At 41.4% G+C, this 22,824-nt stretch carries 25 protein-coding genes and 1 riboswitch; of the genes, 22 read left to right on the top strand and 3 right to left on the bottom strand.

Annotation, left to right across the window (positions count from 1 at the left end):
- The first annotated feature begins 70 nt into the window (after nt 1-70).
- From lysA to H4683_RS05670, 3 genes are all read left to right on the top strand, one after another.
- Nucleotides 71-1,399, top strand: coding sequence for a diaminopimelate decarboxylase (lysA, locus tag H4683_RS05665; protein ID WP_192597863.1), 1,329 nt, complete (start codon nt 71-73; stop codon nt 1,397-1,399).
- On the top strand, nt 1,396-1,500 hold the full coding sequence (locus H4683_RS21275; protein ID WP_225941902.1) for a YdgA family protein: 105 nt from the start codon (nt 1,396-1,398) through the stop codon (nt 1,498-1,500). Before lysA ends, H4683_RS21275 begins: the two co-directional genes overlap by 4 nt.
- Nucleotides 1,501-1,584: 84 nt before the next feature.
- Nucleotides 1,585-1,950, top strand: a complete 366-nt coding sequence (locus H4683_RS05670) for a GNAT family N-acetyltransferase (RefSeq protein WP_192597864.1) — start codon at nt 1,585-1,587, stop codon at nt 1,948-1,950.
- On the opposite strand, the gene H4683_RS05675 is transcribed toward H4683_RS05670, so the two are convergent.
- The gene (locus tag H4683_RS05675) at nt 1,947-2,459 is read right to left on the bottom strand and encodes a DUF309 domain-containing protein (RefSeq protein ID WP_192597865.1); all 513 of its coding nucleotides are present in this window, start codon (nt 2,457-2,459) and stop codon (nt 1,947-1,949) included. The genes H4683_RS05670 and H4683_RS05675 overlap by 4 nt on opposite strands.
- Nucleotides 2,460-2,505: 46 nt before the next feature.
- On the opposite strand from H4683_RS05675, the gene H4683_RS05680 reads away from it, so the two are divergent.
- The 12 genes from H4683_RS05680 (at nt 2,506) to H4683_RS05735 (ending at nt 14,638) form a co-directional block, all read left to right on the top strand.
- Complete coding sequence (locus tag H4683_RS05680) at nt 2,506-3,255, top strand: segregation/condensation protein A (protein ID WP_192597866.1); 750 nt, start codon at nt 2,506-2,508, stop codon at nt 3,253-3,255.
- A gap of 1 nt (nt 3,256) precedes the next feature.
- Nucleotides 3,257-3,868, top strand: coding sequence for an SMC-Scp complex subunit ScpB (gene scpB / locus H4683_RS05685; protein ID WP_192597867.1), 612 nt, complete (start codon nt 3,257-3,259; stop codon nt 3,866-3,868).
- Entirely contained in the window at nt 3,865-4,872 is a 1,008-nt protein-coding gene (locus H4683_RS05690) for a D-alanyl-D-alanine carboxypeptidase family protein (RefSeq protein ID WP_225941903.1), read from the top strand. Before scpB ends, H4683_RS05690 begins: the two co-directional genes overlap by 4 nt.
- Nucleotides 4,873-4,977: 105 nt before the next feature.
- Nucleotides 4,978-5,709 carry a pseudouridine synthase gene (locus tag H4683_RS05695; RefSeq protein ID WP_192597868.1) on the top strand — a complete coding sequence of 244 codons (732 nt, stop codon included), beginning with the start codon at nt 4,978-4,980 and terminating at the stop codon, nt 5,707-5,709.
- A gap of 106 nt (nt 5,710-5,815) precedes the next feature.
- Nucleotides 5,816-6,349, top strand: coding sequence for a thiol-disulfide oxidoreductase ResA (resA, locus tag H4683_RS05700; RefSeq protein WP_192597869.1), 534 nt, complete (start codon nt 5,816-5,818; stop codon nt 6,347-6,349).
- A 14-nt stretch (nt 6,350-6,363) separates the two neighbouring features.
- A complete protein-coding gene (gene resB, locus H4683_RS05705; RefSeq protein ID WP_192597870.1) occupies nt 6,364-8,016 on the top strand; it encodes a cytochrome c biogenesis protein ResB in 1,653 nt (550 codons plus the stop codon).
- Nucleotides 8,016-9,200 carry a c-type cytochrome biogenesis protein CcsB gene (gene ccsB / locus H4683_RS05710; protein ID WP_192597871.1) on the top strand — a complete coding sequence of 395 codons (1,185 nt, stop codon included), beginning with the start codon at nt 8,016-8,018 and terminating at the stop codon, nt 9,198-9,200. Before resB ends, ccsB begins: the two co-directional genes overlap by 1 nt.
- Nucleotides 9,201-9,336: 136 nt before the next feature.
- A complete protein-coding gene (locus tag H4683_RS05715; RefSeq protein ID WP_420826544.1) occupies nt 9,337-10,062 on the top strand; it encodes a response regulator transcription factor in 726 nt (241 codons plus the stop codon).
- A complete protein-coding gene (locus H4683_RS05720) occupies nt 10,055-11,839 on the top strand; it encodes an ATP-binding protein (protein ID WP_192597873.1) in 1,785 nt (594 codons plus the stop codon). Before H4683_RS05715 ends, H4683_RS05720 begins: the two co-directional genes overlap by 8 nt.
- Nucleotides 11,840-11,884: 45 nt before the next feature.
- Complete coding sequence (locus H4683_RS05725) at nt 11,885-12,448, top strand: RNA polymerase sigma factor SigX (RefSeq protein ID WP_192597874.1); 564 nt, start codon at nt 11,885-11,887, stop codon at nt 12,446-12,448.
- Entirely contained in the window at nt 12,414-13,634 is a 1,221-nt protein-coding gene (locus H4683_RS05730) for a hypothetical protein (RefSeq protein ID WP_192597875.1), read from the top strand. The genes H4683_RS05725 and H4683_RS05730 overlap by 35 nt, the downstream gene beginning before the upstream one ends.
- 76 nt (nt 13,635-13,710) lie before the next feature.
- Nucleotides 13,711-13,842, top strand: a riboswitch (FMN riboswitch).
- A gap of 214 nt (nt 13,843-14,056) precedes the next feature.
- Nucleotides 14,057-14,638 carry an ECF transporter S component gene (locus H4683_RS05735; protein WP_192597876.1) on the top strand — a complete coding sequence of 194 codons (582 nt, stop codon included), beginning with the start codon at nt 14,057-14,059 and terminating at the stop codon, nt 14,636-14,638.
- 84 nt (nt 14,639-14,722) lie between these two features.
- Here H4683_RS05735 and H4683_RS05740 read toward each other — a convergent pair whose 3' ends face one another.
- Nucleotides 14,723-14,974, bottom strand: coding sequence for a ferredoxin (locus H4683_RS05740; RefSeq protein ID WP_192597877.1), 252 nt, complete (start codon nt 14,972-14,974; stop codon nt 14,723-14,725).
- Nucleotides 14,975-15,082: 108 nt separating this feature from the next.
- Between H4683_RS05740 and H4683_RS05745 the strand changes: the two genes are divergently transcribed.
- From H4683_RS05745 to H4683_RS05765, 5 genes are all read left to right on the top strand, one after another.
- Nucleotides 15,083-16,123 (top strand): YpbB family protein, encoded by a 1,041-nt coding sequence (locus H4683_RS05745; RefSeq protein WP_192597878.1) that lies wholly within the window; start codon nt 15,083-15,085, stop codon nt 16,121-16,123.
- Nucleotides 16,123-17,559 (top strand): RecQ family ATP-dependent DNA helicase, encoded by a 1,437-nt coding sequence (locus H4683_RS05750; protein WP_192597879.1) that lies wholly within the window; start codon nt 16,123-16,125, stop codon nt 17,557-17,559. The genes H4683_RS05745 and H4683_RS05750 overlap by 1 nt, the downstream gene beginning before the upstream one ends.
- A 78-nt stretch (nt 17,560-17,637) precedes the next feature.
- Nucleotides 17,638-18,375 (top strand): LysM peptidoglycan-binding domain-containing protein, encoded by a 738-nt coding sequence (locus H4683_RS05755; RefSeq protein ID WP_192597880.1) that lies wholly within the window; start codon nt 17,638-17,640, stop codon nt 18,373-18,375.
- 64 nt (nt 18,376-18,439) lie between these two features.
- Entirely contained in the window at nt 18,440-19,216 is a 777-nt protein-coding gene (locus tag H4683_RS05760) for a metallophosphoesterase (RefSeq protein ID WP_192597881.1), read from the top strand.
- A gap of 25 nt (nt 19,217-19,241) precedes the next feature.
- Entirely contained in the window at nt 19,242-20,213 is a 972-nt protein-coding gene (locus tag H4683_RS05765) for a YpdA family putative bacillithiol disulfide reductase (RefSeq protein ID WP_192597882.1), read from the top strand.
- Between the two features lie 50 nt (nt 20,214-20,263).
- On the opposite strand, the gene H4683_RS05770 is transcribed toward H4683_RS05765, so the two are convergent.
- Nucleotides 20,264-21,202 (bottom strand): asparaginase, encoded by a 939-nt coding sequence (locus tag H4683_RS05770; RefSeq protein WP_225941904.1) that lies wholly within the window; start codon nt 21,200-21,202, stop codon nt 20,264-20,266.
- A 58-nt stretch (nt 21,203-21,260) separates the two neighbouring features.
- On the opposite strand from H4683_RS05770, the gene prsW reads away from it, so the two are divergent.
- The gene (prsW, locus tag H4683_RS05775; RefSeq protein ID WP_192597884.1) at nt 21,261-21,944 is read left to right on the top strand and encodes a glutamic-type intramembrane protease PrsW; all 684 of its coding nucleotides are present in this window, start codon (nt 21,261-21,263) and stop codon (nt 21,942-21,944) included.
- A 73-nt stretch (nt 21,945-22,017) separates the two neighbouring features.
- Nucleotides 22,018-22,809, top strand: a complete 792-nt coding sequence (gene sleB / locus H4683_RS05780) for a spore cortex-lytic enzyme (RefSeq protein ID WP_192597885.1) — start codon at nt 22,018-22,020, stop codon at nt 22,807-22,809.
- The last annotated feature ends 15 nt before the right edge of the window (nt 22,810-22,824 follow it).

The following is a 22,824-nucleotide window of genomic DNA, read 5'->3' on the forward strand; positions in this document are numbered from 1 at the left end:
TGCTAGTACCCGCATCTTTATGATAAAGTTCTAGTTATATTTATATTAGAATTTGAAAGGGGAAGGCATTATGTATTTCTACGGAACACAATCGGTCAATGAGTTAGGCCATCTGACAATTGGTGGCGTCGATACTATCGACCTTGCACATATGTACGGTACTCCTCTTAACGTTTATGATGTTGCGTTATTTCGAGAACGGGCGGCGGCCTTTAAAGAAACTTTTAAAAACGTTGGCGTACGGGCACAAGTTGCGTATGCGAGCAAAGCATTCTCGTCCATTGCAATCTATGAAGTTGCCGAACAACAAGGTCTGTCGCTCGATGTTGTCTCTGGAGGGGAATTGTTTACAGCGGTCTCCGCAGGATTTCCACGAGAAAGAATTCATTTCCACGGGAATAATAAAAGCTTTTCCGAACTTCAATATGCATTTGATGAAAAAATAGGCTGTATCGTTATCGACAATTTTTCCGAAATTACGATGGTGAAGGATATAGCGGAGACGCGTAAAGAGAAGATGAATGTGCTCATCCGGGTAACACCTGGAGTAGAGGCGCACACACATGACTATATTACGACAGGACAGGAAGATTCCAAATTCGGCTTTGATTTGAAAAATGGTCAGACGGATGAGGCATTTCTTCAGTTGCATGATCATCCCTATCTCGAATTGCTCGGTATGCATTGTCATATTGGTTCCCAAATATTCGAGTCGGATGCTTTTTGTTTTGCAGCAGAAGTATTAATGAAAAAAATGGTTGCCTGGCGTGATGACCACGATTTCGTATGTACGGTTTTGAATTTAGGTGGTGGATTTGGTATCCGGTATACAGAAGAAGACGAACCGCTTCATCCCTCTGCTTATGTCGAAGAGATGGCGAAGGTTGTGCTATCGATGACCCGAAGCCACAATTATCCCGTACCTGAAATTTGGGTTGAACCTGGCAGATCCCTCGTTGGTGATGCAGGTACAACGCTCTATACAGCTGGAAGCACCAAAGAAGTACCAGATGTTCGAAAATATATCGCAGTCGATGGGGGAATGTCGGATAATATCCGTCCTGCACTGTATGGTGCAAAATATACAGCCGCTACTGCGAATCGTATCGAAGAGCCTCATGTAGATAAAGTGACGCTAGCAGGAAAATGTTGTGAATCAGGAGATAAGCTCATTGAAGAGGCATTCCTTGCAGATCCAACTGAAGGAGATATTATCGCTGTTTTCTGCACGGGAGCTTATGGTTACTCGATGGCAAGCAATTATAACCGACTTCCGAAGCCAGCAATCGTGTTTTGTGAAAATGGTGAACATCAACTTGTCGTTCGCAGGGAAACATACGAAGACGTCGTTAGACTTGATATTCCTCTTCAAAGCGTGAAACGGGAGGAGACGGTATGAAGAAACGCAATATCCTCCTTTTTGTATTCATTGTACTTGCGGCGATTATGTGGGGAGCGGTATACTGGTATTTCATCGCGCCGGTGATAGACCCAAGATGACATGACGATCGCTTATTATTGAGAGGACTCCGTCACGCGTAGACAAACTAACGGGGGATTTTCAGAAAAGAAGGGATTCAATCGATGCTTTTACGTTATAAGAAAACTTATGAAAAAATTGCGATGGGGCTACTTTCTTATATGCCTGTAGACAAATCAGTGAAGAAATTACAAGAAATGATTTATCACTACGAAACGGATGACCAGTGGCAGTTGTTTCTATTAAAAGAGGATGATGATTTCATCGGTCTGGTCGGAGTAATAGTGGGTGACACTACCTATACGTTACAACATATTTCTGTCAACCCATCTTTTCGTGGAGAAGGGATAGGTAAGGAAATGGTGATGAAGGTGCAAGCACTTTTTTCGGATAAGGAATGCAAAGGTACAGAAGAAACAGATTCGTTCATAAATAAATGTAAAGAAATAGAAGAAGGAACAGATTTTTAGCATCTGTCCTTCTTCTTTTCTTCGCGTTCTCGGAGAATATCACTACGGTCCCGGAGCATATGTTTATGAATGAGCGCGTCACTTTCGAAAGAAAGGAGTTCCATGGACTGTTCCGCGGATTCAACAAGTGCTGTCAATTGTGAGGATGTTACAATAAGTGAGATGGATTCAAATGGCAACTGTTTTTCCAAGCGATTTATACTGTTTTGAACGTCGTGAATTAAACGCTTAAAATCAATTTCTTCCGTGTAAGTAGGGTTCTTAGAGATGAACGTTAAGAAGTTTTTTACTGCCTTCCGAAGTGTTCGATACGCACCTGTACTATTTCCCCTTCGCCAGTGATACAATCCCGTTGCAAGAAGGATGAAAGCTGTGAGAGGATGCTCTTTATCGCTATCGGGTATTGACTTCCAATAGTCTTCTAAAACCTCGTGACATTCGAAATAATCTTGATTTTGATTGAAATAAACAATAAACTTTACGAATAGTGGATGATGGTATGGATGCATTCTATCAGTCCTTTCTATAGCGAATACGATGGGTAGGTGTAACACAATGTCATATAAAGTGAAACTCGAGGCTTTCGAAGGCCCGTTAGATCTATTATTACATTTAATCAACAGACTTGAAATTGATATATACGATATTCCGATGGCTGAATTGACACAACAGTACATCGAGCATCTTCAAACGATGCGTGTATTGCAGTTGGATGAACTAAGCGAATACCTTGTACTTGCGGCGACACTAATCGAGATTAAAAGTAAAATGTTACTTCCAGTTCATGAGGGAGAAGAGTTTGACGACGACATGGAGTTTGATATGGAAGACGATCCGCGTGATGAACTTGTTGCTCGCCTGATTGAATATAGGAAATATAAAGAGGCGGCTATCAATTTAAAAGAATCCGCAGATGAACGATCTGATTATTTCACAAGAACCCCTGGTGATCTTTCAGTATTCGGCGAAGTTATCATAAGTGAGATGGAAGACAGCTTGAGTGTTTTTGATTTGATTGGTGCGTTCCAAAAAATGCTCGACAGAAAGCGACTAAAAGCACCACTTACGGCTAGTATAATGAAAACGGAACGATCTGTCGGTGAAAAGATGAATGAAATTATGGCGACATTGGAAAGAAGTAGTGGAGTTTGTGATTTCCATTCCCTTTTTGAAGAGGGAGATAGGTCGGATTTAGTTCTTACATTCCTCTCTTTACTTGAATTGATGAAACGTCGGAACATACTTGTTGAGCAACACGGTAATTTTGATGAACTAACTGTGTCGTTCCGCCGGGAGGGTGAATGAAATGGAAGTAATGGAGCAATTAACCGGAATGATTGAAAGTTTTTTGTTTATTGTAGGAGATGAAGGGCTGACGACCAAACAGCTGACCGTCCTGACTGAACGAGAAGCGGTCGAAGTCATTGAGGCACTTGATTTGTTACATGCAAGCTACGAAGCGCGGGGTACTAGTGGCATTACGTTAAAACTTCTCGGAGGTGCTTATCGTCTTGTGACGAAATCCGAATTTGCGGAGGATCTAAAACGATTGCTTGAAAATCCGTCATCTAAATCTATGACACAGGCATCTCTTGAAGTACTTGCTATTATTGCTTACAAGCAACCTGTGACGCGAGTGGAAATCGATGATCTTCGAGGTGTTAAATCTGAAGGGCCCATCAACACACTTATCGCGAAAGGGCTTCTTACAGAAAAAGGCCGCATGGAAGGAAGTGGACGAGCGATTCTCTATGGGACGACAGCGTTGTTTCTGGATCGTTTCGGATTGGGGTCACTTGATGCACTGCCGCCTCTCCTACAAGAAGAGGCGAATGAAGGGGTGGATACGGATTTATTCATGACAAAGTTTCAAGAAGCATTTGCGATGGAAAATGATGGAGGAGGAGAAGGTTCTTGAAACGCGCGATGATTGTTGTCCTGCTTTTCTCGCTTTTTTTTGGTATTGGACCTAAAGAAGTAACTGCTGCCGGCCAAGCATGGGCAGTTATTGACGCTGACACGGGTAGATTATTGGATGGAGCTAACGAGAATATTAGATTGCCAATCGCGAGTCTGACAAAAATTTGGACTGCGTTGACCTATATTGAAAGCGGTACGCCATCTGGAGATGTTCTTATTTCCCCGCAAGCCGCTTCGGCAGAAGGTTCGTCACTCTATTTAAAGCAAGGGTTGACTATTCATTCAGATGCTTTACTATATGGACTTATGCTACGCTCGGGGAATGATGCAGCACATGCGCTTGCCGAACATGCAGGTGGATCATCCGAAGGGTTTGTTGAACTCATGAATACCAAGGCACTCTATTATGGATTGAATGATACGGTCTTTACAAATCCGTCTGGTTTGCATGATGATCGTCATCTTTCCACTGCATACGAAACAGCACTCATAATGCACTACGCGATGAAAAATGATAAGTTCCGTGAAATAGCCACCACGAAAAAACATGTTTATCGGGGTGCTGAACAAACATTCAGTTGGCGAAATAAGCATCGCCTTCTCCATTCAGATTCGAATGCGATTGCAGGAAAAACTGGTTTTACGAAAGCAGCGGGTCGCACACTTGTAACCTACTTCGAGAAAGAAGGGAAAAAAGTTATTGTTGTCACACTGAATGATGGCGACGATTGGAATACGCATAGGCAGCTGGCGGATAAAGTGTTTTCATCTTACGACCTATTAACTGTTGCGAAAAAAGGAACCTATGCTATTCTCCCAGGAATTGAAGCTGAATTGAGAACGCCGATCCGGCTTTTACTAAAAAAAGGGGAAAAGGAGAAACTTTCGAATGTTGTTCGAATTCCTCGCGGTAAAAATGAGAGGAGCTTAGGTCTATGGTCTGTAAGTCTCGACACTGAACAACTAATAACAACGGAAATAACGATTAGACAATTGAGATGAAATGGAGACGTTTTTAAGAAGACTACCGTTACAGAGGTCGGTCTTCTTTTCATTTGAAGCAAAGTGTGACATAATTTTTCACAGAATACAGGACGGGGTGACACAATGGAAAGATTACAGAAAGTGTTGGCACAAGCAGGCGTTGCATCACGGAGAAAATCCGAAATACTCATTGTTGATGGAAAAGTGAAGGTGAACGGAGTAGTCGTAACGGAGCTCGGTACAAAGGTATCCAATTCGGATCGGGTAGAAGTTGAAGGTGTACAGCTAGTTAAAGAAAGTTATGTCTATTACCTTTTATATAAACCGAGGGGAGTCATCTCTACAGTTGACGACGATAAGGGAAGGAAAACGGTCATGGACCTACTTCCTTATGTTGATAAAAGGATTTTCCCTGTCGGCCGGCTCGACTATGATACATCGGGCATTATTATCCTAACGAATGACGGAGACTTCTCTTATTTGATGACGCATCCCAAATTCGGTATAAAGAAACAGTACGTTGCCAAAGTAAAAGGAATTCCACAACGGGAAGCATTGAAGAAACTTGAACGCGGCATCGACCTTGAGGACGGAAAAACGGCCCCAGCACATGTGAAAATGCAGACGGTTGATAAAAAAACAAGTACAGCAATCATTGAAATAACAATTTCGGAGGGAAAAAACCGTCAAGTGCGCCGGATGTTTGACGCAATTGGTTGTCCAGTCCAAAAATTACGAAGAGAATCCTTCGCAATGCTAACGACCCATGGATTGAATGCAGGAGAAGCGCGTGAATTGACGACACATGAAGTGAAACAGCTACGTGTCCTCGCAGAAACAGGGAAAATCGGCTAATCCATCAAAACGTTCACAATCCATTCATTTATGGAACGCATCTAGAAGAATCATTTTGGTATAATGAAGGTCGGAAGTTAGTTATCAATTTGAAGGCGGTGGGTATATGGCCAAGGCGGATAAAAAGAAAAAACGCCTTATCATAAGGACAATCGTTCTATTACTTTTAGTTTCAGTAGTCATTTATGCAGTTGCTTTTAAAGACAAAGTTAAAGTATTAGCAGTCGGTGATATGGCGCCTGACTTTGAACTTGTCGATCTTGAAGGTAACAAACACCGGTTATCCGATTATAAAGGACAAGGTGTTTTCTTGAACTTCTGGGGAACATGGTGCGGACCTTGTAAAAAAGAGATGCCTCATATGGAGAAGTTACACAAGGAATTTGAGGGCAAAGATGTCCAGATCTTAGCACTAACGATTAAAGATCCCCCATTGAAAGTAAAAGCGTTCAGGGATCAATATGAGTTAACGTTCCCAATTGCTATCGATAAGACTGAGGTTGTAAAGGAAGCCTATAACATCAGTCCGCTACCTACAACGTTTCTCATTAATGACAAGGGTAAAATACAAAAAATCATAAAGTGGGCAATGTCTGAGGAAGAAATACGGTCTCATATGGAAAGCATTCAACCCAAGTAAGGAGAACATTCGAAATGAGCAAAATCAAATGCCAGTGCGGTCATGAAAATCCATTCGGCACAGTGCTTTGTGAGCGATGTGGAAGACCGCAAACAGAAGAAGCGAAAGCCAGCCAGCTTGTCGACATGCGCTATGAAGGTTCGGCAAGAAGATCACAGACGTATAATCGATCGATTGTCGATCGGATATGGAATTTCTTTTCAAGTGTGAAAATTGGAATCAGCATTATCATTGCTGTTCTTGTGACATCGGCAATCGGTACGGCTTTTCCACAAAAATTATATGTGCCAGCAACGACAGAAGTAGAGCTGGCTGCATACTACGAACGACTGTACTGGCTATTCGGCACAGCCTATTATAAACTTGGATTTCATGATATGTATAATAGCTGGTGGTTCATTACACTAATAGGAATGCTAGGTATATCTATTATCATCGCCAGTGTAGATCGGGTTATCCCACTTTATAAATCATTGAAAAGGCAACGGACGAAACGCCATCCTTCTTTTATGAAGAAACAACGTATTTACGGTGAAGGGCCTACTGAAAAACCTGATGTATCCTTGGGTAAAGCAGAGGAGAAATTGAAAAAACTTCGTTATAATGTAAAGACTGAAGATGGAGCCCTTTTAGCTGAAAAAAACCGTTTCTCTAGATGGGGTCCCTACGTCAATCACACCGGACTTATCATTTTCTTTATCGGTATTTTATTGCGCGGCATTCCTGGTTTTTATGTCGATGAAACGATGTGGCTCCTCGAAGGGGATACAAAAGCGGTTCCAGGTGCAACGGGCTACTATTTGGAAAGTAAGAAATTCACTATGGAAACGTATACGAAAGATGAAGCCGGTGAAGTATTTGGTGAAGCGCTCGATCGTGTCGGTATGATTGCGAAAAATTATCAAACAGATGTGGCGCTGTACAAGGACAAAGAGGGTGCACTTCCAGGTTCAGGTGATCAAGAGTTTGTGAAAGACTATTCAATCATTGTTAATGATCCACTTAACTTTGATGGTTTCAACGTATTTCAAATGGATTACCGCCAGGATGAAGATTTGAAATCGATGACATTCCAGTTAATGGAGAAGTCAACGGAAAAATCGCTTGGAGAATTCACTGTCAATCTTGTGGATCCTGAACAAAACTATGAAATTGCTGAAGGAGCGAGCGTTGTTCTAAGTGATTATTATCCAGACTTTGACGGAATGGAAAATGGAGAACCGAAATCCAAATCATCAATCCCGAATAATCCAGCATTCATCTTCAAGATGATAACACCGGAGAAACCTAAAGGAGAAATGAGTTTTGTAGCGATTCAACAAACGCTTGAAACAGAAGAAAATGCTTATAAAGTTAAATTTGTCAGTGCGGAAATGCGTGATAAATCCGGATTTGTCGTTCGGAAGGATAAAACACTCTATATCCTTCTCTTGGGAGGCATCATCTTTATGATTGGTGTTATACAAGGGTCTTATTGGAATCATAGAAGAATCTGGATTCAAAAAGGATTAGATAACGAATTGCTAATTGCAGGTCATACGAATAAAAACTGGTTCTCATTGAAGAAAGAATTGGACAAAGTACAGGACTTTGCGGATTTGCCAGCATATGAAGACAGGCAGGACAAGGAGTCCAATTTAGAAATTAAGGAAGGGGAACAATCATAATGGGTCTTGCAGCGTTAAGCTCCAATCTGCTCCTTGTTTCATTCATTGCCTACCTTGTAGCAACACTATTTTTTGGCGGTGCTGTAAAAGGGGCAAAATCGGAAGCAACTTATCAGAATAACCGGTGGGGAAAAATAGCGATTATCATCACGATTATCGGATTTATTTCGCATATCGGCTATTTCATCACCCGGTGGATAGCTTCAGGACATGCACCTGTTAGTAATATGTTTGAATTCACGACAGCGTTCGGCATGATGCTTGTTGGATCATTCATCCTGTTATTTTATTTATACAGGACGCCATCACTTGGCTTGTTTGCATTGCCAATCGCGATTATTATCATCGCCTATGCGAGCATGTTCCCAAGGGAAATTACGCCACTTATTCCGGCATTGAAAAGTTATTGGTTGACAGTCCACGTCATCACAGCAGCACTTGGTGAATCGATACTTGCAATCAGTGCGGTAGCGGGACTGATCTTCCTACTGAAAAATATTGATTTGACGAAAAAGTCAAAACAGCGTTTTTGGATAGAGGCAGTTATCTTTACGCTTATCCTTGTGGTCGGTTTCGTATTATCTTCAACGACATTTAAACTTATTGGCTATGAGGCAGAATTCACTTATATCGATAAAAATGAAAAGCCAGCCAAGATTGAGTACAACTATCCGCCGCTTTTCGGGATGCATCAATATAAGGCAATTACGCCTGAAGTAATGACACCATGGGCTGAAATGCCTGCCATCATAAATGCGAAGACATTAACAACTTTTGTCTGGGCAGTTACAACAGGAATCCTGTTGTACTTGATTTTACGGCTTATTTTCCGCAGACCGATTGCGACCTTGTTCCAGCCTTTCGCTAAAAAAGCGAATTCTCAGCTGATGGATGAAATTGGCTACCGTGCCGTTATGATTGGTTTCCCGGTGTTTACACTAGGAGCGCTTATTTTCGCGATGATTTGGGCACACGAGGCATGGTCGAGGTTCTGGGGATGGGATCCGAAAGAAGTATGGGCACTTATCACGTGGTTATTCTATGCAGCATTCCTTCACTTACGCTTATCACGCGGTTGGGATGGCGAAAAATCAGCATGGCTTGCGGTGATCGGTTTTATCATCATCATGTTTAACCTTATTGCCGTAAACTTGATCATTGCAGGATTGCATTCATACGCATAAGAAAATCGCGTATAGAGCATTACTTGGATTTAATAGTGGACTGCAGGGTAGTTTTCTAACCGCCGTGCAGTCTTTTTATTTCTTTTTTCATGTGTCGACTTGTACAATAGAAATAGAATCATGTTGAAGGGGGCAAATCGTTGTGGAAGATAAAGTAACTTTGTTAGTTGTAGATGACGAAGAAAGGATTCGTCGTCTATTGAATATGTACCTCACTCGGGAAGGTTATGAAATTGAAGAAGCGGTTGATGGGGCAGACGCACTCGAAAAAGCGTTTGTAAATAATTATGACTGTATCTTACTCGATCTGATGATGCCAGAGAAAGATGGCTTCGAAGTATTACAAGAGCTGAGAGAAAAGAAGATAATGACGCCAGTTATTATGCTTACTGCAAAAGGCGAAGAGGCTGACCGGGTAACGGGTTTTGAGTCCGGTGCCGATGATTACATAGTTAAACCATTTAGTCCACGTGAAGTTGTTCTTCGTGTCAAAGCGATCCTTAGAAGGTCTGTGACGTTCCCAGGAGTAGCATCTGCATCTACATCGAAAGATCTCGTTGTCTTTCCACAGTTGACAATAGATCACGATGCACATCGCGTCACTGCTGATGGAAAAGAAGTGAATCTCACTCCAAAAGAGTACGAGTTGCTCTATTTTCTAGCGAAGTCACCTGACAAAGTATTCGATCGAGAACAGCTGTTGAAAGAAGTCTGGCATTACGAATTCTTCGGGGACCTCCGAACAGTGGATACGCATGTTAAAAGGCTTCGTGAAAAGCTGAGCCGTGTTTCTGAACAGGCTGCCAAAATGATTGTGACAGTTTGGGGTGTTGGCTACAAGTTCGAGGTCCCGAATGAATAGAATATGGAATTCAATCGTCGGGAAGCTATGGGCAACCATATTGCTTCTCGTTTCCTTTGTATTGTTTATCATTACTGTGCTACTTCTAGAATTTTTAGATGATTTTCATACCAAGCAAGCGGAAGATTCATTGCGAAGGGACGCAACGACGATTGGTAAAATTGTTTTGGATCATGAAAGTGAATCATCGATGCAGTTAATTATTGAAGATATTCTGGATGATGAAACGAGTGCCGTGATTGTGGGACGAGACGGAGAAGTCATTCATTCCTTTCATAAGGGATTGAATAGGGAGACAATTGAAAGTAAAATCCTTTCTGATTCTGTACTTTCATCAAATGACAAATCAACTAGTCAAATTGTGAAAGAAATGATTCTTCCTTCAGTAACTGAAGATAGCGTCATGGAACAATATCTTGTCCTTGCGTACCCGTTCGAAACAGAACAGAAAATAGCGGGTTCGGTTATCATTTATCAAAGTCTTGAAGCAATCCACAGGACAACAAGGAGGACGACAAATATTGTTTTCTTATCTGCGTTCATTGCATTTATTTTGACGACTATTTTTGCTTTTTTCTTGTCGACGAGGATAACATCCCCTTTACGTGGATTAAGGCAAGCGGCTTTTGAATTATCCAAAGGGAACTTTGATACACGACTTCCTGTTTTGCAAAATGATGAAATAGGTCAACTTGCAACTGCATTCAACCAAATGGGAAAACAACTCAAGTATCATGTAGAACTCATTAATCAGGAAAAGGAACAGCTTTCAAGCATTCTTACATCCATGACAGATGCAGTCATTACATTTAACCGTGATTACACGATTTTGCTCAGTAATCCACAAGCCGAACGATTATTACAAAATTGGTATTTTAAAAGTGGAGCGGTTGAAGGGACGGATCCTATCCCTCCTGAAATTTTTCATATGCTTGAACATGTCATTACGTTTGCGGAAGAAGTGGAAGACGAACTTGAACTTGGCGGTCGGTTTTATGGGATTTCTATTAGTCCGTTATATAGTGGAAACAGTATCCGTGGTGCGGTCGCAGTCCTACGTGATATGACAGATCAGCACAAGCTCGATAAGCTCCGTTCAGATTTCATAGCAAACGTATCGCATGAACTGCGGACGCCGATTTCGATGCTGCAAGGGTATAGTGAAGCGATTCTTGATGGCGTCACAACGAATGACGAAGAGCGTAACGAAATGGTGCAAATTATTCATGATGAATCGAAGAGGATGGGAAGGCTTGTGACAGACTTACTCGACCTTGCGAGAATGGAGTCAGGTCATATGCGTTTATATAAAGATGATGTATCGATGATTCCTTTTCTAAGTCGAATTGTCAATAAATTCATGCAAGTTGCACGGGATGCGCATGTGGAATTGTTATATACCCCTTCGAAAGACACTGAAATCATAACGCATGTCGATGAAGATCGAATTGAGCAAGTGTTTACGAATTTGATTGATAATGCGATTCGTCATACAGCAGATGGAGGAAAAGTGACGCTTTCTGTCGAAAGATATAGGGAGACAATTGAAATTAGAGTAACAGATACAGGGGTAGGGATCCCTGAGGATGACTTGCCATTCATTTTCGAGCGGTTCTACAAAGCGGATAAAGCGAGAACGAGAGGAAAAGGTGGAACAGGTCTTGGCCTCGCTATTGCTAAAAATATCATTGATTCTCATAGCGGTACCATCACTGCAAAAAGAGGCGATGAAAAAGGAACAATCTTTAGTTGCACATTACCTATAAAGAAAATGTAACTTAAACGCTTGAACAACGACTAATAATTTGAACGGGGGGATTTAATGGACGACTCCGTTTTCCATCGGCTCTATGACCAGTATCATCATGACGTGTTCAAGTTTCTAGTCTATTTGACAAGAGATCGCGATCACGCTGAGGATCTCACACACGAAGTGTACGTGAGGGTACTAAGGGCATATGCAGGTTTCGAAGGGAAAAGTTCGGAAAAGACATGGCTTTTTTCGATTGCGAAAAATGTCGCGATAGATCATTTTAGAAAAAATACGGTTCGTAATAAGTATCAGTTCGATAAATTCGACTGGGAAAAAAGTGAACTTGTTTCTACGGGCATTTTACCGGAAGAACTTGTAACGCTCAGCGAAGAGATGAAAGAATTATTGCAAGCACTTGATACATGCACCGGTGATCAGAAAGTAGTTATCATTATGCGCTATTTCCAAGATTTGTCCATCGCTGAAACAGCTGAAACGCTTGGTTGGACAGAAGGAAAAGTGAAGACGACGCAGCACCGGGGCATCAAAGCATTACAGAAGAAATTGAATTCTCTTCCGACAGAAGGGGGGAAAATAGATGACCGACAAGAAATGGGCCGACAGCAAAATTAAAAATCTTCTCGAAAGTATGCCTGATATCCAAGATAGTCGTTCAAAGTCGGATATATTGACGCGTTTGAAGCAAGATGAACGTTTAACAGCCCCAAGTCGGAAAAATAGAAATAAATGGATGCCTGCATTGATAGCAATCGCTGCACTTCTCTTTCTGAGTTTGCTAATCCCATCTATGTTGCGAGGGAATGAAGGCGCAATGAAAGAGGTTGTATCAGAAGAAAGTTCGGCTGGAAAAATGAAGATGAAGATGGGAACGTCGGTAGACGATACAGGCATGGAAAATAGTGCCGCAATGAATGAGGCGGAGCAAGCACCCGCAAACTTTCCAGTTGCTAGAAGCATGGTGACTCATTCCGCCGTTTACCCACAAGATATAGAAGGCAGTACAGTGTTCCACCTAGGATTAGCGGGCTCTGCTGCCGAAAGTGTACCTGTCATATTTGTCATTCCAACTAGCCAAATCGCAGAAGATTTCGGGGTAGCGGAACCGACGAGTTTTGAGTTATATAATATGTATGCTAGTCGGATTGACGAGGAAGCACTTGGTTTTGCGGAATATCATCCTTATAAAGGCAAGCTTTCAGTGGAGGGCGAGACCCTCATCCATACCTTGCCAAAGGGTCATGGTTACGACGTTGCATCTGGGGCGCTAGCTGTCTATAGCAACTCTTTGCAAGATACATTTTTCGGTTTCAAACAAATCCGTTTTGAGAATGAAGATGGTAGGACACATGAATTCGATCAGGCGGGGGAACCGAGTAAACCTATGGAATTGAAGAGTGGGAATAACGCTTATAATTATTATTTATTCGAACAAGAACAGGGAATGGAATTGCTGTCATCGAATTTTTCCAAGTCCTATGACTCGTTGGATGAAGCACTTCAGGATATGAAGATGAAACCTAATGATGTTTATTCACCATTGATTCCAAATGATATTTATTTTGAAATAGTGGAAGACAAAGGATTGACGACAGTCAAATTCGAAAGGCATTTGGACTTGGATGGTATGGAACCGAAAAAGGCGATGCAGATGATTGAAGGTATGCTTCTTACTGGAGCAAGCTTCGGTACGCAGTTGCAATTCGAGAATATTGTTCAAGAACAGTGGAATGGTTTTGACTTCACACAACCGTTACCGATTCCAATCGGCCCGAATCCGATGCCTTTTATATTGAAATGAATAGAACCCACATTGTAAACAATCAAGTTTACAATGTGGGTTTCTTTGTATATAATAAAGTGGTAACAAAATATTGATTCATCTTCGGGGCAGGGTGTAATTCCCGACCGGCGGTAATGGAATTTTATATTCCTAGCCCGCGAGCTTAACAGCTGATTCTGGTGTGATTCCGGAGCCGACAGTATAGTCTGGATGGGAGAAGGTGAAGGTGCGGCCGTCTTTTTGTGTTGTTCACAAATAGAGAGCCTGTTTAAGTTAGAGTTAAAAAGATGAACGAATGTAAAATTTGTTCCTTTTTAATAGCCTATTTAACTATGCCTTTCAACTCCCTGAAGCGTTTTTGCTTTGGGGAGTTTTTGTAGACACAGATTGCGGATCGTCCTTTCCTCTTTTGAAGTGAATCGCAAAAGGAGAGGGAACAAATGAGTAACAAAAGATTGAGGAAGATGATTCTTGTCGCAATCTTAGGGAGTATTGGCACGATTTTGATGCAGTTCAATTTCCCGTTGCCGGTTTTACCTGATTTCCTGAAAATTGATTTCGGGGAAGTTCCAGCAGTACTGGCAGTCATGACAATGGGACCTGTTGCGGGAATTTTGGTTGAATTAATTAAAAACGTCATGCACTGGTTTATGTCGGGTAGTCCGACAGGCATTCCCGTCGGTGAAATTGCAAACTTTGTGACAGGCTTGCTGTTCATCATGCCGATCTATTTCATCTTCAATAAATTTCGGACATCAAAGGGTCTTACAATGGGTCTTGTTGCAGGAACAATCGCGATGGCAATCGGTATGAGTGTCTTAAATTATTTTGTATTTCTACCGATGTATATGTATTTCCTAAACTTCCCTACGATGTCGAGTGATGTAATGTACGGGCTTGTTGTCAAGGGAATCCTTCCGTTTAACATGTTCAAAGGAATCATGCTGATGGTCATTACAATACTACTATTTAAGAGTATGAAAAAATGGATTTCACAACAACGAAGTGAATTGATGGTCTAATTAATTACATCAATGGTTACTTATAGTTAAAATAAAAAAAGGCCGTCAAAGAAAAAATCTTTGGACGGCCTTTTCTCTATTGTATCAATCTTCGTATTTTAACGCATCTCCATCAAAAGAAGCGTCTGCAGTTTTGATTGAGTCGGTTGGGCAACCATCGAAAGCGTCCTCAAGGTCTTCCAATAGTTCTTCTGGAACTTCTGTAGTACCCGTGTTATCATCGAGGATAACATAAGCGATTCCCTCGTCGTCATAATCGTATATGTCTGGAGCGGCTGCCCCACAAGCACCGCAAGCGATGCACGTATCTTGATCGACGATTGTATATTTAGGCATAATCTTTTCTCCTCTTTTCTCCGTACAAACAATTTACTTCCCATTCCATTCTAATGATGTTGGCGAGAGTTTTCAACAAAAAACATCTTTCAAACGGAGGAAATCATAATGAACCTTTCTTCAATACTGTTAAAAGTTATAAGTAAATTGGATGGCGAACGGACCATTAATGCAGGTCTCCACTTATTGCGTGGAAAACGCTCAGGCCAGACGCTACAAGATGTTGAATACTATGGGTTGAAGGCTTTTTTTGGTATTTTACCTAAACTACACAGTGAACAGTTTGACAAGGCTGCTAACCTATTGCATGATTCTGGTTTTATTTCAATTTTAAATGATTCGCTTGTACAGTTGACAGAAAGAGGGCTTCAGGCTGTAGGTGACTTGCCGTCCTTCCATTTTAACGGCTGGGATTACAGAGGAAGTGAAATGGTATTCTTTGGTAGATTATCACTCATTGTACAGACGGTTTCGAATTTCAAAGTTGGAGAAAAATCATTCATGCCGATTCAGAAGGAGCAAGATATCCAAACGTTTGTTAGAAAATTGCTGTACAATCAACGTCTCGATGAACCAGCATTTGCATATCACCTAAGCACAGAGTTGAAGTTGGCGCTCAATCGAAGTGAAATGAATGAAAGTCAAAAAACAATTATTACTCATCGATTAGTTGGTCACGGTTTAACTGGGTGGACATGGAATCAGTTAGCTAACAATCTGAAACTAAATCCAAATGCTATTCGTCTATTATTTATAGAGAGTCTACATAAGTTGCTTTTTGTCATCGAATCATCTGCTGATTTACCCATTTTGCGAAAAACAGCTGAAAATATCAAAGTTGCAACTTATTTGACCGATTCTTCGGTAAAGACAAAACAACTTTTCAACCGCGGCCTGTCCATGGAGGAAATCGCGATAACCCGCAAGTTAAAGGTGAGTACAATCGAAGATCATTTCGTCGAAATGTCTATCGATGATCGTGAATTTCCGCTTACTCAATTCGTATCTATGGAAGATGCGGAGGCGGTCATTATTAAAGCGGGTGAGATGGGAACGAGGAGACTTCGTTTGTTGAAATCTGAATTTGAGTCGCTTTCTTACTTTCAAATACGGCTCATTTTAGGTGCCAGAACCGGGGGTGAAACATAATGGATATCCGGGGCATTCTGAAAGAAAAGTTCGGTTTTGACGAATTCAGGCCTGGTCAAGAAGATGTAATCCGAGATGTAATTACCGGCAAAGACACGATTGCAATCTTACCAACAGGTATGGGGAAATCGTTATGCTATCAATTGCCTGCCTATGCAATGGATGGTCAGGTTCTTATTATTTCGCCCCTTGTCTCGTTAATGGAAGACCAAGTGGCGGCAATGAAAAGGCAAGGTGAGAAACGGGTTGTTGCTCTGAACTCGTTCCTATCGTATTCAGAGAAGCAACGAATTATGGCGGAAATGGGACAATATAAATTTGTTTTCATATCTCCTGAAATGCTCGTACAAAAAAATGTCACATCTCATTTTCAAACTACTAATGTAACGCTTCTTGTCGTTGATGAGGCTCATTGCATTTCTCAATGGGGATTTGATTTTCGACCGGATTATTTACGAATTGGCGAATTTTTTAGTGGATCCAATCGACCTACCGTCCTCGCGCTGACTGCCACGGCGGATGATAAAGTCATTGCTGACATGACCCGATACTTGCAGTTGAAATCACCTACCATTCATCGGCATTCAGTCGATCGCCCGAACATATCTTATTCAATGGTGAAGGTGAATTCTGAGGGTGAGAAAACGGAATGGATTAAAGAGCGGACCTTAAGTACGGCAGGGCCCGGGATCATTTATGTAGCCTCGCGAAAACGTGCGGATGAACTTGCTTCTATCTTACAACAACAGAATGTTTCCAGCGCATCTTACCACGCGGGCAAAGAGCAAGAGGATCGGGCATTTATCCAGGAGCAATTCATCAATGGTGAAATACATTGGATTTGCGCTACAAATGCGTTCGGAATGGGCATACATAAAGATGATGTCCGTCAAATTATCCATGAGCATGTACCGCAAGCGATTGCAGGTTACATTCAAGAGGTTGGGCGAGCAGGGCGTGATGGTGACCTTTCTGCAGCGACATTACTTTATTCACCAGATGATGAGGGAAGAATGCGGTTCATCATTCAGGAGAATTTTCCGAAAGAAAGAGAAATTCGTTACTATGAACGTCTTATTGCGGAGAACATTCCATCTAGTGAAGCGGCGGAAATGGCAAGTATCCACGAAACAGGGAAAAGGGTAATTGATTATTATCTTGAACGGATGACCATCGAAGAGGCTATTCTTCTTATGGATGAATTGATTCGCGAGAAAGAAGCACAATTGCAAAAGATGCTCCGTTTGATTTATACAAATCAATGTATTCGGAAAGAGGTTTTAGCGTGTTTTGGTGAAAATCTACATTCGAAATCGAAGTCCTGTTGTTCCGTTTGCGGAATTGAAGATGATCGATGGTTAATGGATATGAAATCAATTGTTTACAATAAAAAATGCATGGGCTGGCAGGAAAGACTTATAGCGATTCTTGGATAACGAGCTTGTGTCCATTTACATTTACAACAGAATTCGTCATAATAAAAGAACAGCATGATGTGATAGGAGAATGTGACGATGAAAAAAGATGATTATAAGACTGAATTCGAAGAGCATAGAAAGGAAATTAATGTAGACGAAGGGTTAGAGGGGAACGACCTACCTTCTCGAGCTGAGCTGCATAAAAAAGGTGGGAAACCCAAAAAAAAATCTGGGAATATGATGATAAATAGCATACTTGTATTATTTATCCTGATTCCAGTCCTGATTCTCATTCTCATCTATTTTATCATGGATTTTTCTTCGAATGACAAACCAACGCTAGAAGCAAAAGAACAAGATGTACTTATCGAAAAAGGGAGTAAAACGGCAGATGGGAAAACGGATGATAACAACAAAAAAGTTGGTTTGGTCAATAAGGATGATAATAAGGCGGCTCAAAGTCCTTCATCTAAAACAAAGCCCGAACAAAAACCTGTATCGAAATCTGGCGTAAATGTAAATCCAAAACCCAAGCCAGAGCCGAAACCAGAGCCGAAACCAGAGCCGAAACCAGAGCCGAAACCAGAGCCAAAACCAAAGCCAAAACCAAAACCAAAACCAGAGCCAAAACCAGAGCCAAAACCAGAGCCAAAACCAAAACCAGAGCCGAAACCAGTAGGGAAAACACATACTGTGGCAAGCGGAGAGAATCTTTTTCGAATTTCTTTGAATTATTATGGTTCGGGATCTGATGCTGAAGTCGAAAAGATCAAAAGAGCGAATGGTCTGCCGTCGAATGAAATCAGGGTAGGGCAGAAGCTCATTATCCCTTAAAAAAGAAGTGGAATTGGAAAGGCAAAGTAAGCTTGCTTTGCCTTTTTCCTATGAGAGGAGGGGCATGATTTCGCTAAAAAAAACGCTGTGGTTATTAGCATTATTTCTAATTGGAATGTTAACATTTATGTTTGTAAGTGCAAGAGGAAAACATATCATTTACCATAAAATGAATGTAGTAAATACCGATTCTCCTATCAAAGAATTATCGGTGTTTTTTATTTCTGATATTCATCGACGGAAAATCGATGAAAAATTGGTGATGAAAGTAAAGGCTGGTCATGAAATCGATATGGTTATCATCGGGGGAGACCTCGCTGAAAAAGGGGTCCCGAGGTCTCGTATTGAAAAAAATATCCGTAATCTTGCGCGTTTGGGACCGGTCTTTTATGTCTGGGGCAATAACGACCGTGAAGTTGGAGAAGAAGTGATTAGAGAAATTATTACCCGTCATGGGGGGAAGATCTTGGATAATGAGAGTGCTGGAGTCCCAAGTCATCCACAGTGGGGGATTTGTGGGACAGATGACCCGTCGAGCCGTAATGTCGATATCGATTCGACTCTCCGTTATATTACTAAGTATGAGCATGTGATTCTTATAACGCATACACCCTCATTATTTCGAAAAGTGGAACCTTACTATCAGCCTCGTTTGATGCTTGCAGGACATACACATGGGGGACAAATCCGAATAGGTAAATACGGCCTAACTGACAAAGGAGCGTTTCGAATGGAAGATGGTAGAGCAAAGCTAGTCAGTAATGGATACGGTACATCGACTGTGCCACTTCGGCTGGGAGCAGCACCAGAATGTCATGTGATTACGATAAATTATGCGTAAAATGTACTAAAGGAGTGCTATAAAAATGATTCGAAAAGATGCGATTGTGGTAGGAGGGGGTCCATGTGGCCTTTCTGCGGCGATCGAGCTGCAAAATAATGGGTTTGATGTACTTGTGTTTGAAAAAGGCTGTATTGTCAATTCAATCTACCATTATCCGACCCATCAAACGTTTTTTAGTTCTAGCTTGAAGCTGTCTATTGGTGATATCCCATTCATCACAGCAATTGATAAACCAAAGCGCAATGACGCACTTGTCTATTATCGGAAAGTTGCCGAACTAAAAGAGATTGAAATCAACAGCTTTGAAAAAGTTATGGATGTAAAGAAGAAAAACGACAGCTTCCATATCATGACGGATAAGGGTGAATATTTCGCCGAAAATGTTGTAATTGCTACAGGTTATTATGATAATCCGAATAAACTTGGAGTTGAAGGGGAGAACCTTCCGAACGTATTCCATTATTTCAAAGAAGCACATCCGTTCTTCAGGAAAAAAGTAGTCGTCATTGGAGGGAAAAACTCTTCTATCGATGCCGCTATCGAATTGGAGCGTGCTGGTGCCCAAGTGACCGTTATCTATCGTGGTCCCGACTATTCAACAAGTGTTAAGCCTTGGATTTTGCCTGGCTTTGATAGCCTCGTTCAGAATGGCATAATCAATATGTATTTTAATTCATCTGTCGAAAAGATTATGGAAACGTCAGTCTTTATTGACAAAGATGGGGAAAAATTCGAACTTGAAAATGATTACGTCTTCGCGATGATTGGTTATCACCCGAACCATGATTTCTTGAGAAAGATGGGTATTTCAATCGATGAAGCTAGTGGACGACCTACTTTCAATGAAGAAACAATGGAGTCGAACATTGAAGGGCTATATATTGCTGGCGTCATTGCTGCTGGCAATAATGCCAATGAAATTTTCATAGAAAACGGTAGGCTACACGGCGGACTAATTGCGAATGCGATTAACGCAAAACAATTAGAAAACTAAAAATAGCGGCTCCTACATCTTCTTATTATCCAAGATGTGGGAGCCTTTTATTAGTTCGAACAAAGTTCAAGCAATAGCTTAAGACGTGCTTTTTGACCACTTAACCCATGTTCGAAACGAACGCCCAATTCTTTTAGCATTTTCCCTCCGCCTTCATACGCATAGATATCCTGTGCAATGCCATTAAAACAACGGGAAACGAGGACGATAGGAATACCTTCATTTAGTAAATGTCGGATGCCTGCTATTAAAGCAGGCGGAACATTTCCTTGTCCAAGTCCTTCCAATACAACACCGTCATAGCCAAGGGTGGCAACGGCGAGAAGTAAATCGGATTCCATCCCGGCATAGATTTTAAACATCGCGACTTTCTTATCAATCGCTTTGACAGGTAAATGGACTCTAGCTATCGGCGCATGGTGAAAATGAATACCTGATTTTGTCACAATGCCAATGGGCCCATACTGTGGACTTTGGAAAGTAGATACGCTGCTACTATGTGTTTTTGTTACGTTTGTTGCAGTGTGTATTTCGTCATTCAGTACAACGAGAACCCCTTTGCCTTTTGCTTCATCATCAGAGGCCACCCGGACGGCGGACATGAGGTTATACACGCCGTCCGCCCCGATTTCATTCGAAGAGCGCATTGCACCCGTCAAGACAATTGGAATTGTACAATTCGTAGCTAATTCAAGGAAATAGGCCGACTCTTCAAGTGTGTCCGTTCCGTGTGTAATGACAACCCCATCAAGTTTCTCGCAATTCACACGATCTACAATAATGTTTTTCAAATTGAACATGTGTTCAGGCGTGATATGTGGGGAGGGTAGATTAAAAGCTTCAACTTCAGAAATGTTGGCAAATTGTTGAATTTTGTCGATTTCTAGAACCAATGGATTTGCAGCACTTAATAGAACCCCGCCTGTTTCTGCATTTAGCTGCATCGAAATTGTTCCGCCTGTATGAATGAGTAGTATATTTTTCTTCAAATCGATGCCTCCTATATAAGGGAATAGTGTTATAATAAGACGGGATGGAGGGCCGTCTATGTTCATATTGCTCACCGTAGCGATTGCGCCAGGATTGGCGCTCTTCAGCTATTTTTATTTGAGAAAGCAGATTGCAAAAGAACCATCACGTACATTATTTCACACATTCCTATATGGGGCTATCATGACTTTTCCGATTTTGTTCATTCAACATGTCTTTGAGGAAGAAAATATATTCTCCAATTACTTTTTTCGTAACGTCATATTTACGAGTGGACTTGAAGAATTTTTCAAATGGCTAATTCTCCTACTTGCTATTTATCGTCATGTTGAATTTGAAGATGCTTATGATGGTATTTTATATGGTGCCAGTGTTTCGCTCGGTTTTGCGACCGTCGAAAATATCATCTTCTTGCTGACATTCGGAACAGATGAGGCTTTCATCCGTGCATTGCTTCCTGTGTCCAGTCATGCTTTATTCGGCGTCGTAATGGGCTATTATTTCGGTCGTGCAAAATTTGCTGCAGAAGCAAATAAAAAAGGACTTCTATTCTTTTCCTTCTTTGCTCCATATGTCTTACATTCTATATATAACGGCATTTTAGCTGTTGACAATCTTTGGCTCTACTTAATCATTCCATTCATGCTATTCCTTTGGTGGTTTGGTTTAACGCGCGTTAAATATGCCCATACATTCGCAATGCAGCAGTTTAGGCGTAGAACACGAACAAGCATAAAATAATCCGGCTTCTGCTGGATTATTTTTTTTTGATTATAATCGTACCGATTTTGGACAAACTGATGAAAAAGGAGGAATGATTTTGAAAAAAGTAGTCATTCGTATAATAGTGGTTATCCTTCTCCTCGGGGGTACGTACGTCACATCACCAAATCAAATAGGAGCATTTAGTTCCCAACAAGTTGCGCGAGGTGCTTTCGGTGATGATGTCATCGAGTTGCAATCGAGACTCCAGTATATCGGTTACTACAAAGGGACAATCGATGGGAAATTTGGCTATGGAACGTATTGGGCGTTACGTACTTTTCAGGAGAAGTATGGGCTTCCGGTAGATGGGATTGCGGGTTTAAAAACTAGGAAGAAACTTGTTGACGTCTCAAAGTACGACGAAAAGTTTGTGAAAGATAACCTAAACAAAGGGAATAAGTTCACACATTATGGGGATAAACCGCTTGCGTCACAAACGAAAAAAGGTGCAGGGAAAAAAGAGAATATCCAGTTACCCGCTAAGTACTCCGAACAAGATTTGAAACTGATTGCCAACGCTGTTTATGGTGAATCGAGGGGAGAACTCTATGAAGGTCAAGTTGCCGTTGCGGCGGTCATCTTGAATCGGATTGAACATGCAGATTTCCCGGATACGGTTGGGGGTGTTATTTTTCAGCCGGGTGCATTTACTGCAGTTGCCGATGGTCAGATATGGCTGACGCCGAATGCACAAGCAAAAGAAGCCGTGTTGGATGCCATCAATGGTTGGGACCCATCCGAAAATGCAATCTATTATTTCAACCCAATCACTGCGACAAGCAAGTGGATCTGGTCGAGGCCGCAAATAAAGAAAATTGGATTGCATGTATTTTGTAGTTAATCAGATATTTTTGAT

Origin of the sequence: Sporosarcina limicola (assembly GCF_014873855.1) — a bacterium.
GTDB lineage: Bacteria > Bacillota > Bacilli > Bacillales_A > Planococcaceae > Sporosarcina > Sporosarcina limicola.

Coding starts and splice junctions, on each gene's coding strand:
- H4683_RS05765 (WP_192597882.1), top strand. CDS start 19,242: ATGATTCGAAAAGATGCGATTGTGGTAGGAGGGGGTCCATGTGGCCTT.
- H4683_RS05680 (WP_192597866.1), top strand. CDS start 2,506: ATGTCATATAAAGTGAAACTCGAGGCTTTCGAAGGCCCGTTAGATCTA.
- resB (WP_192597870.1), top strand. CDS start 6,364: ATGAGCAAAATCAAATGCCAGTGCGGTCATGAAAATCCATTCGGCACA.
- H4683_RS05670 (WP_192597864.1), top strand. CDS start 1,585: ATGCTTTTACGTTATAAGAAAACTTATGAAAAAATTGCGATGGGGCTA.
- H4683_RS21275 (WP_225941902.1), top strand. CDS start 1,396: ATGAAGAAACGCAATATCCTCCTTTTTGTATTCATTGTACTTGCGGCG.
- ccsB (WP_192597871.1), top strand. CDS start 8,016: ATGGGTCTTGCAGCGTTAAGCTCCAATCTGCTCCTTGTTTCATTCATT.
- H4683_RS05740 (WP_192597877.1), bottom strand. CDS start 14,974: ATGCCTAAATATACAATCGTCGATCAAGATACGTGCATCGCTTGCGGT.
- H4683_RS05730 (WP_192597875.1), top strand. CDS start 12,414: ATGACCGACAAGAAATGGGCCGACAGCAAAATTAAAAATCTTCTCGAA.
- H4683_RS05755 (WP_192597880.1), top strand. CDS start 17,638: ATGAAAAAAGATGATTATAAGACTGAATTCGAAGAGCATAGAAAGGAA.
- H4683_RS05735 (WP_192597876.1), top strand. CDS start 14,057: ATGAGTAACAAAAGATTGAGGAAGATGATTCTTGTCGCAATCTTAGGG.
- prsW (WP_192597884.1), top strand. CDS start 21,261: ATGTTCATATTGCTCACCGTAGCGATTGCGCCAGGATTGGCGCTCTTC.
- H4683_RS05675 (WP_192597865.1), bottom strand. CDS start 2,459: ATGCATCCATACCATCATCCACTATTCGTAAAGTTTATTGTTTATTTC.
- H4683_RS05760 (WP_192597881.1), top strand. CDS start 18,440: ATGATTTCGCTAAAAAAAACGCTGTGGTTATTAGCATTATTTCTAATT.
- H4683_RS05695 (WP_192597868.1), top strand. CDS start 4,978: ATGGAAAGATTACAGAAAGTGTTGGCACAAGCAGGCGTTGCATCACGG.
- scpB (WP_192597867.1), top strand. CDS start 3,257: ATGGAAGTAATGGAGCAATTAACCGGAATGATTGAAAGTTTTTTGTTT.
- sleB (WP_192597885.1), top strand. CDS start 22,018: ATGATTTTGAAAAAAGTAGTCATTCGTATAATAGTGGTTATCCTTCTC.
- H4683_RS05725 (WP_192597874.1), top strand. CDS start 11,885: ATGGACGACTCCGTTTTCCATCGGCTCTATGACCAGTATCATCATGAC.
- H4683_RS05745 (WP_192597878.1), top strand. CDS start 15,083: ATGAACCTTTCTTCAATACTGTTAAAAGTTATAAGTAAATTGGATGGC.
- H4683_RS05720 (WP_192597873.1), top strand. CDS start 10,055: ATGAATAGAATATGGAATTCAATCGTCGGGAAGCTATGGGCAACCATA.
- resA (WP_192597869.1), top strand. CDS start 5,816: ATGGCCAAGGCGGATAAAAAGAAAAAACGCCTTATCATAAGGACAATC.
- lysA (WP_192597863.1), top strand. CDS start 71: ATGTATTTCTACGGAACACAATCGGTCAATGAGTTAGGCCATCTGACA.
- H4683_RS05750 (WP_192597879.1), top strand. CDS start 16,123: ATGGATATCCGGGGCATTCTGAAAGAAAAGTTCGGTTTTGACGAATTC.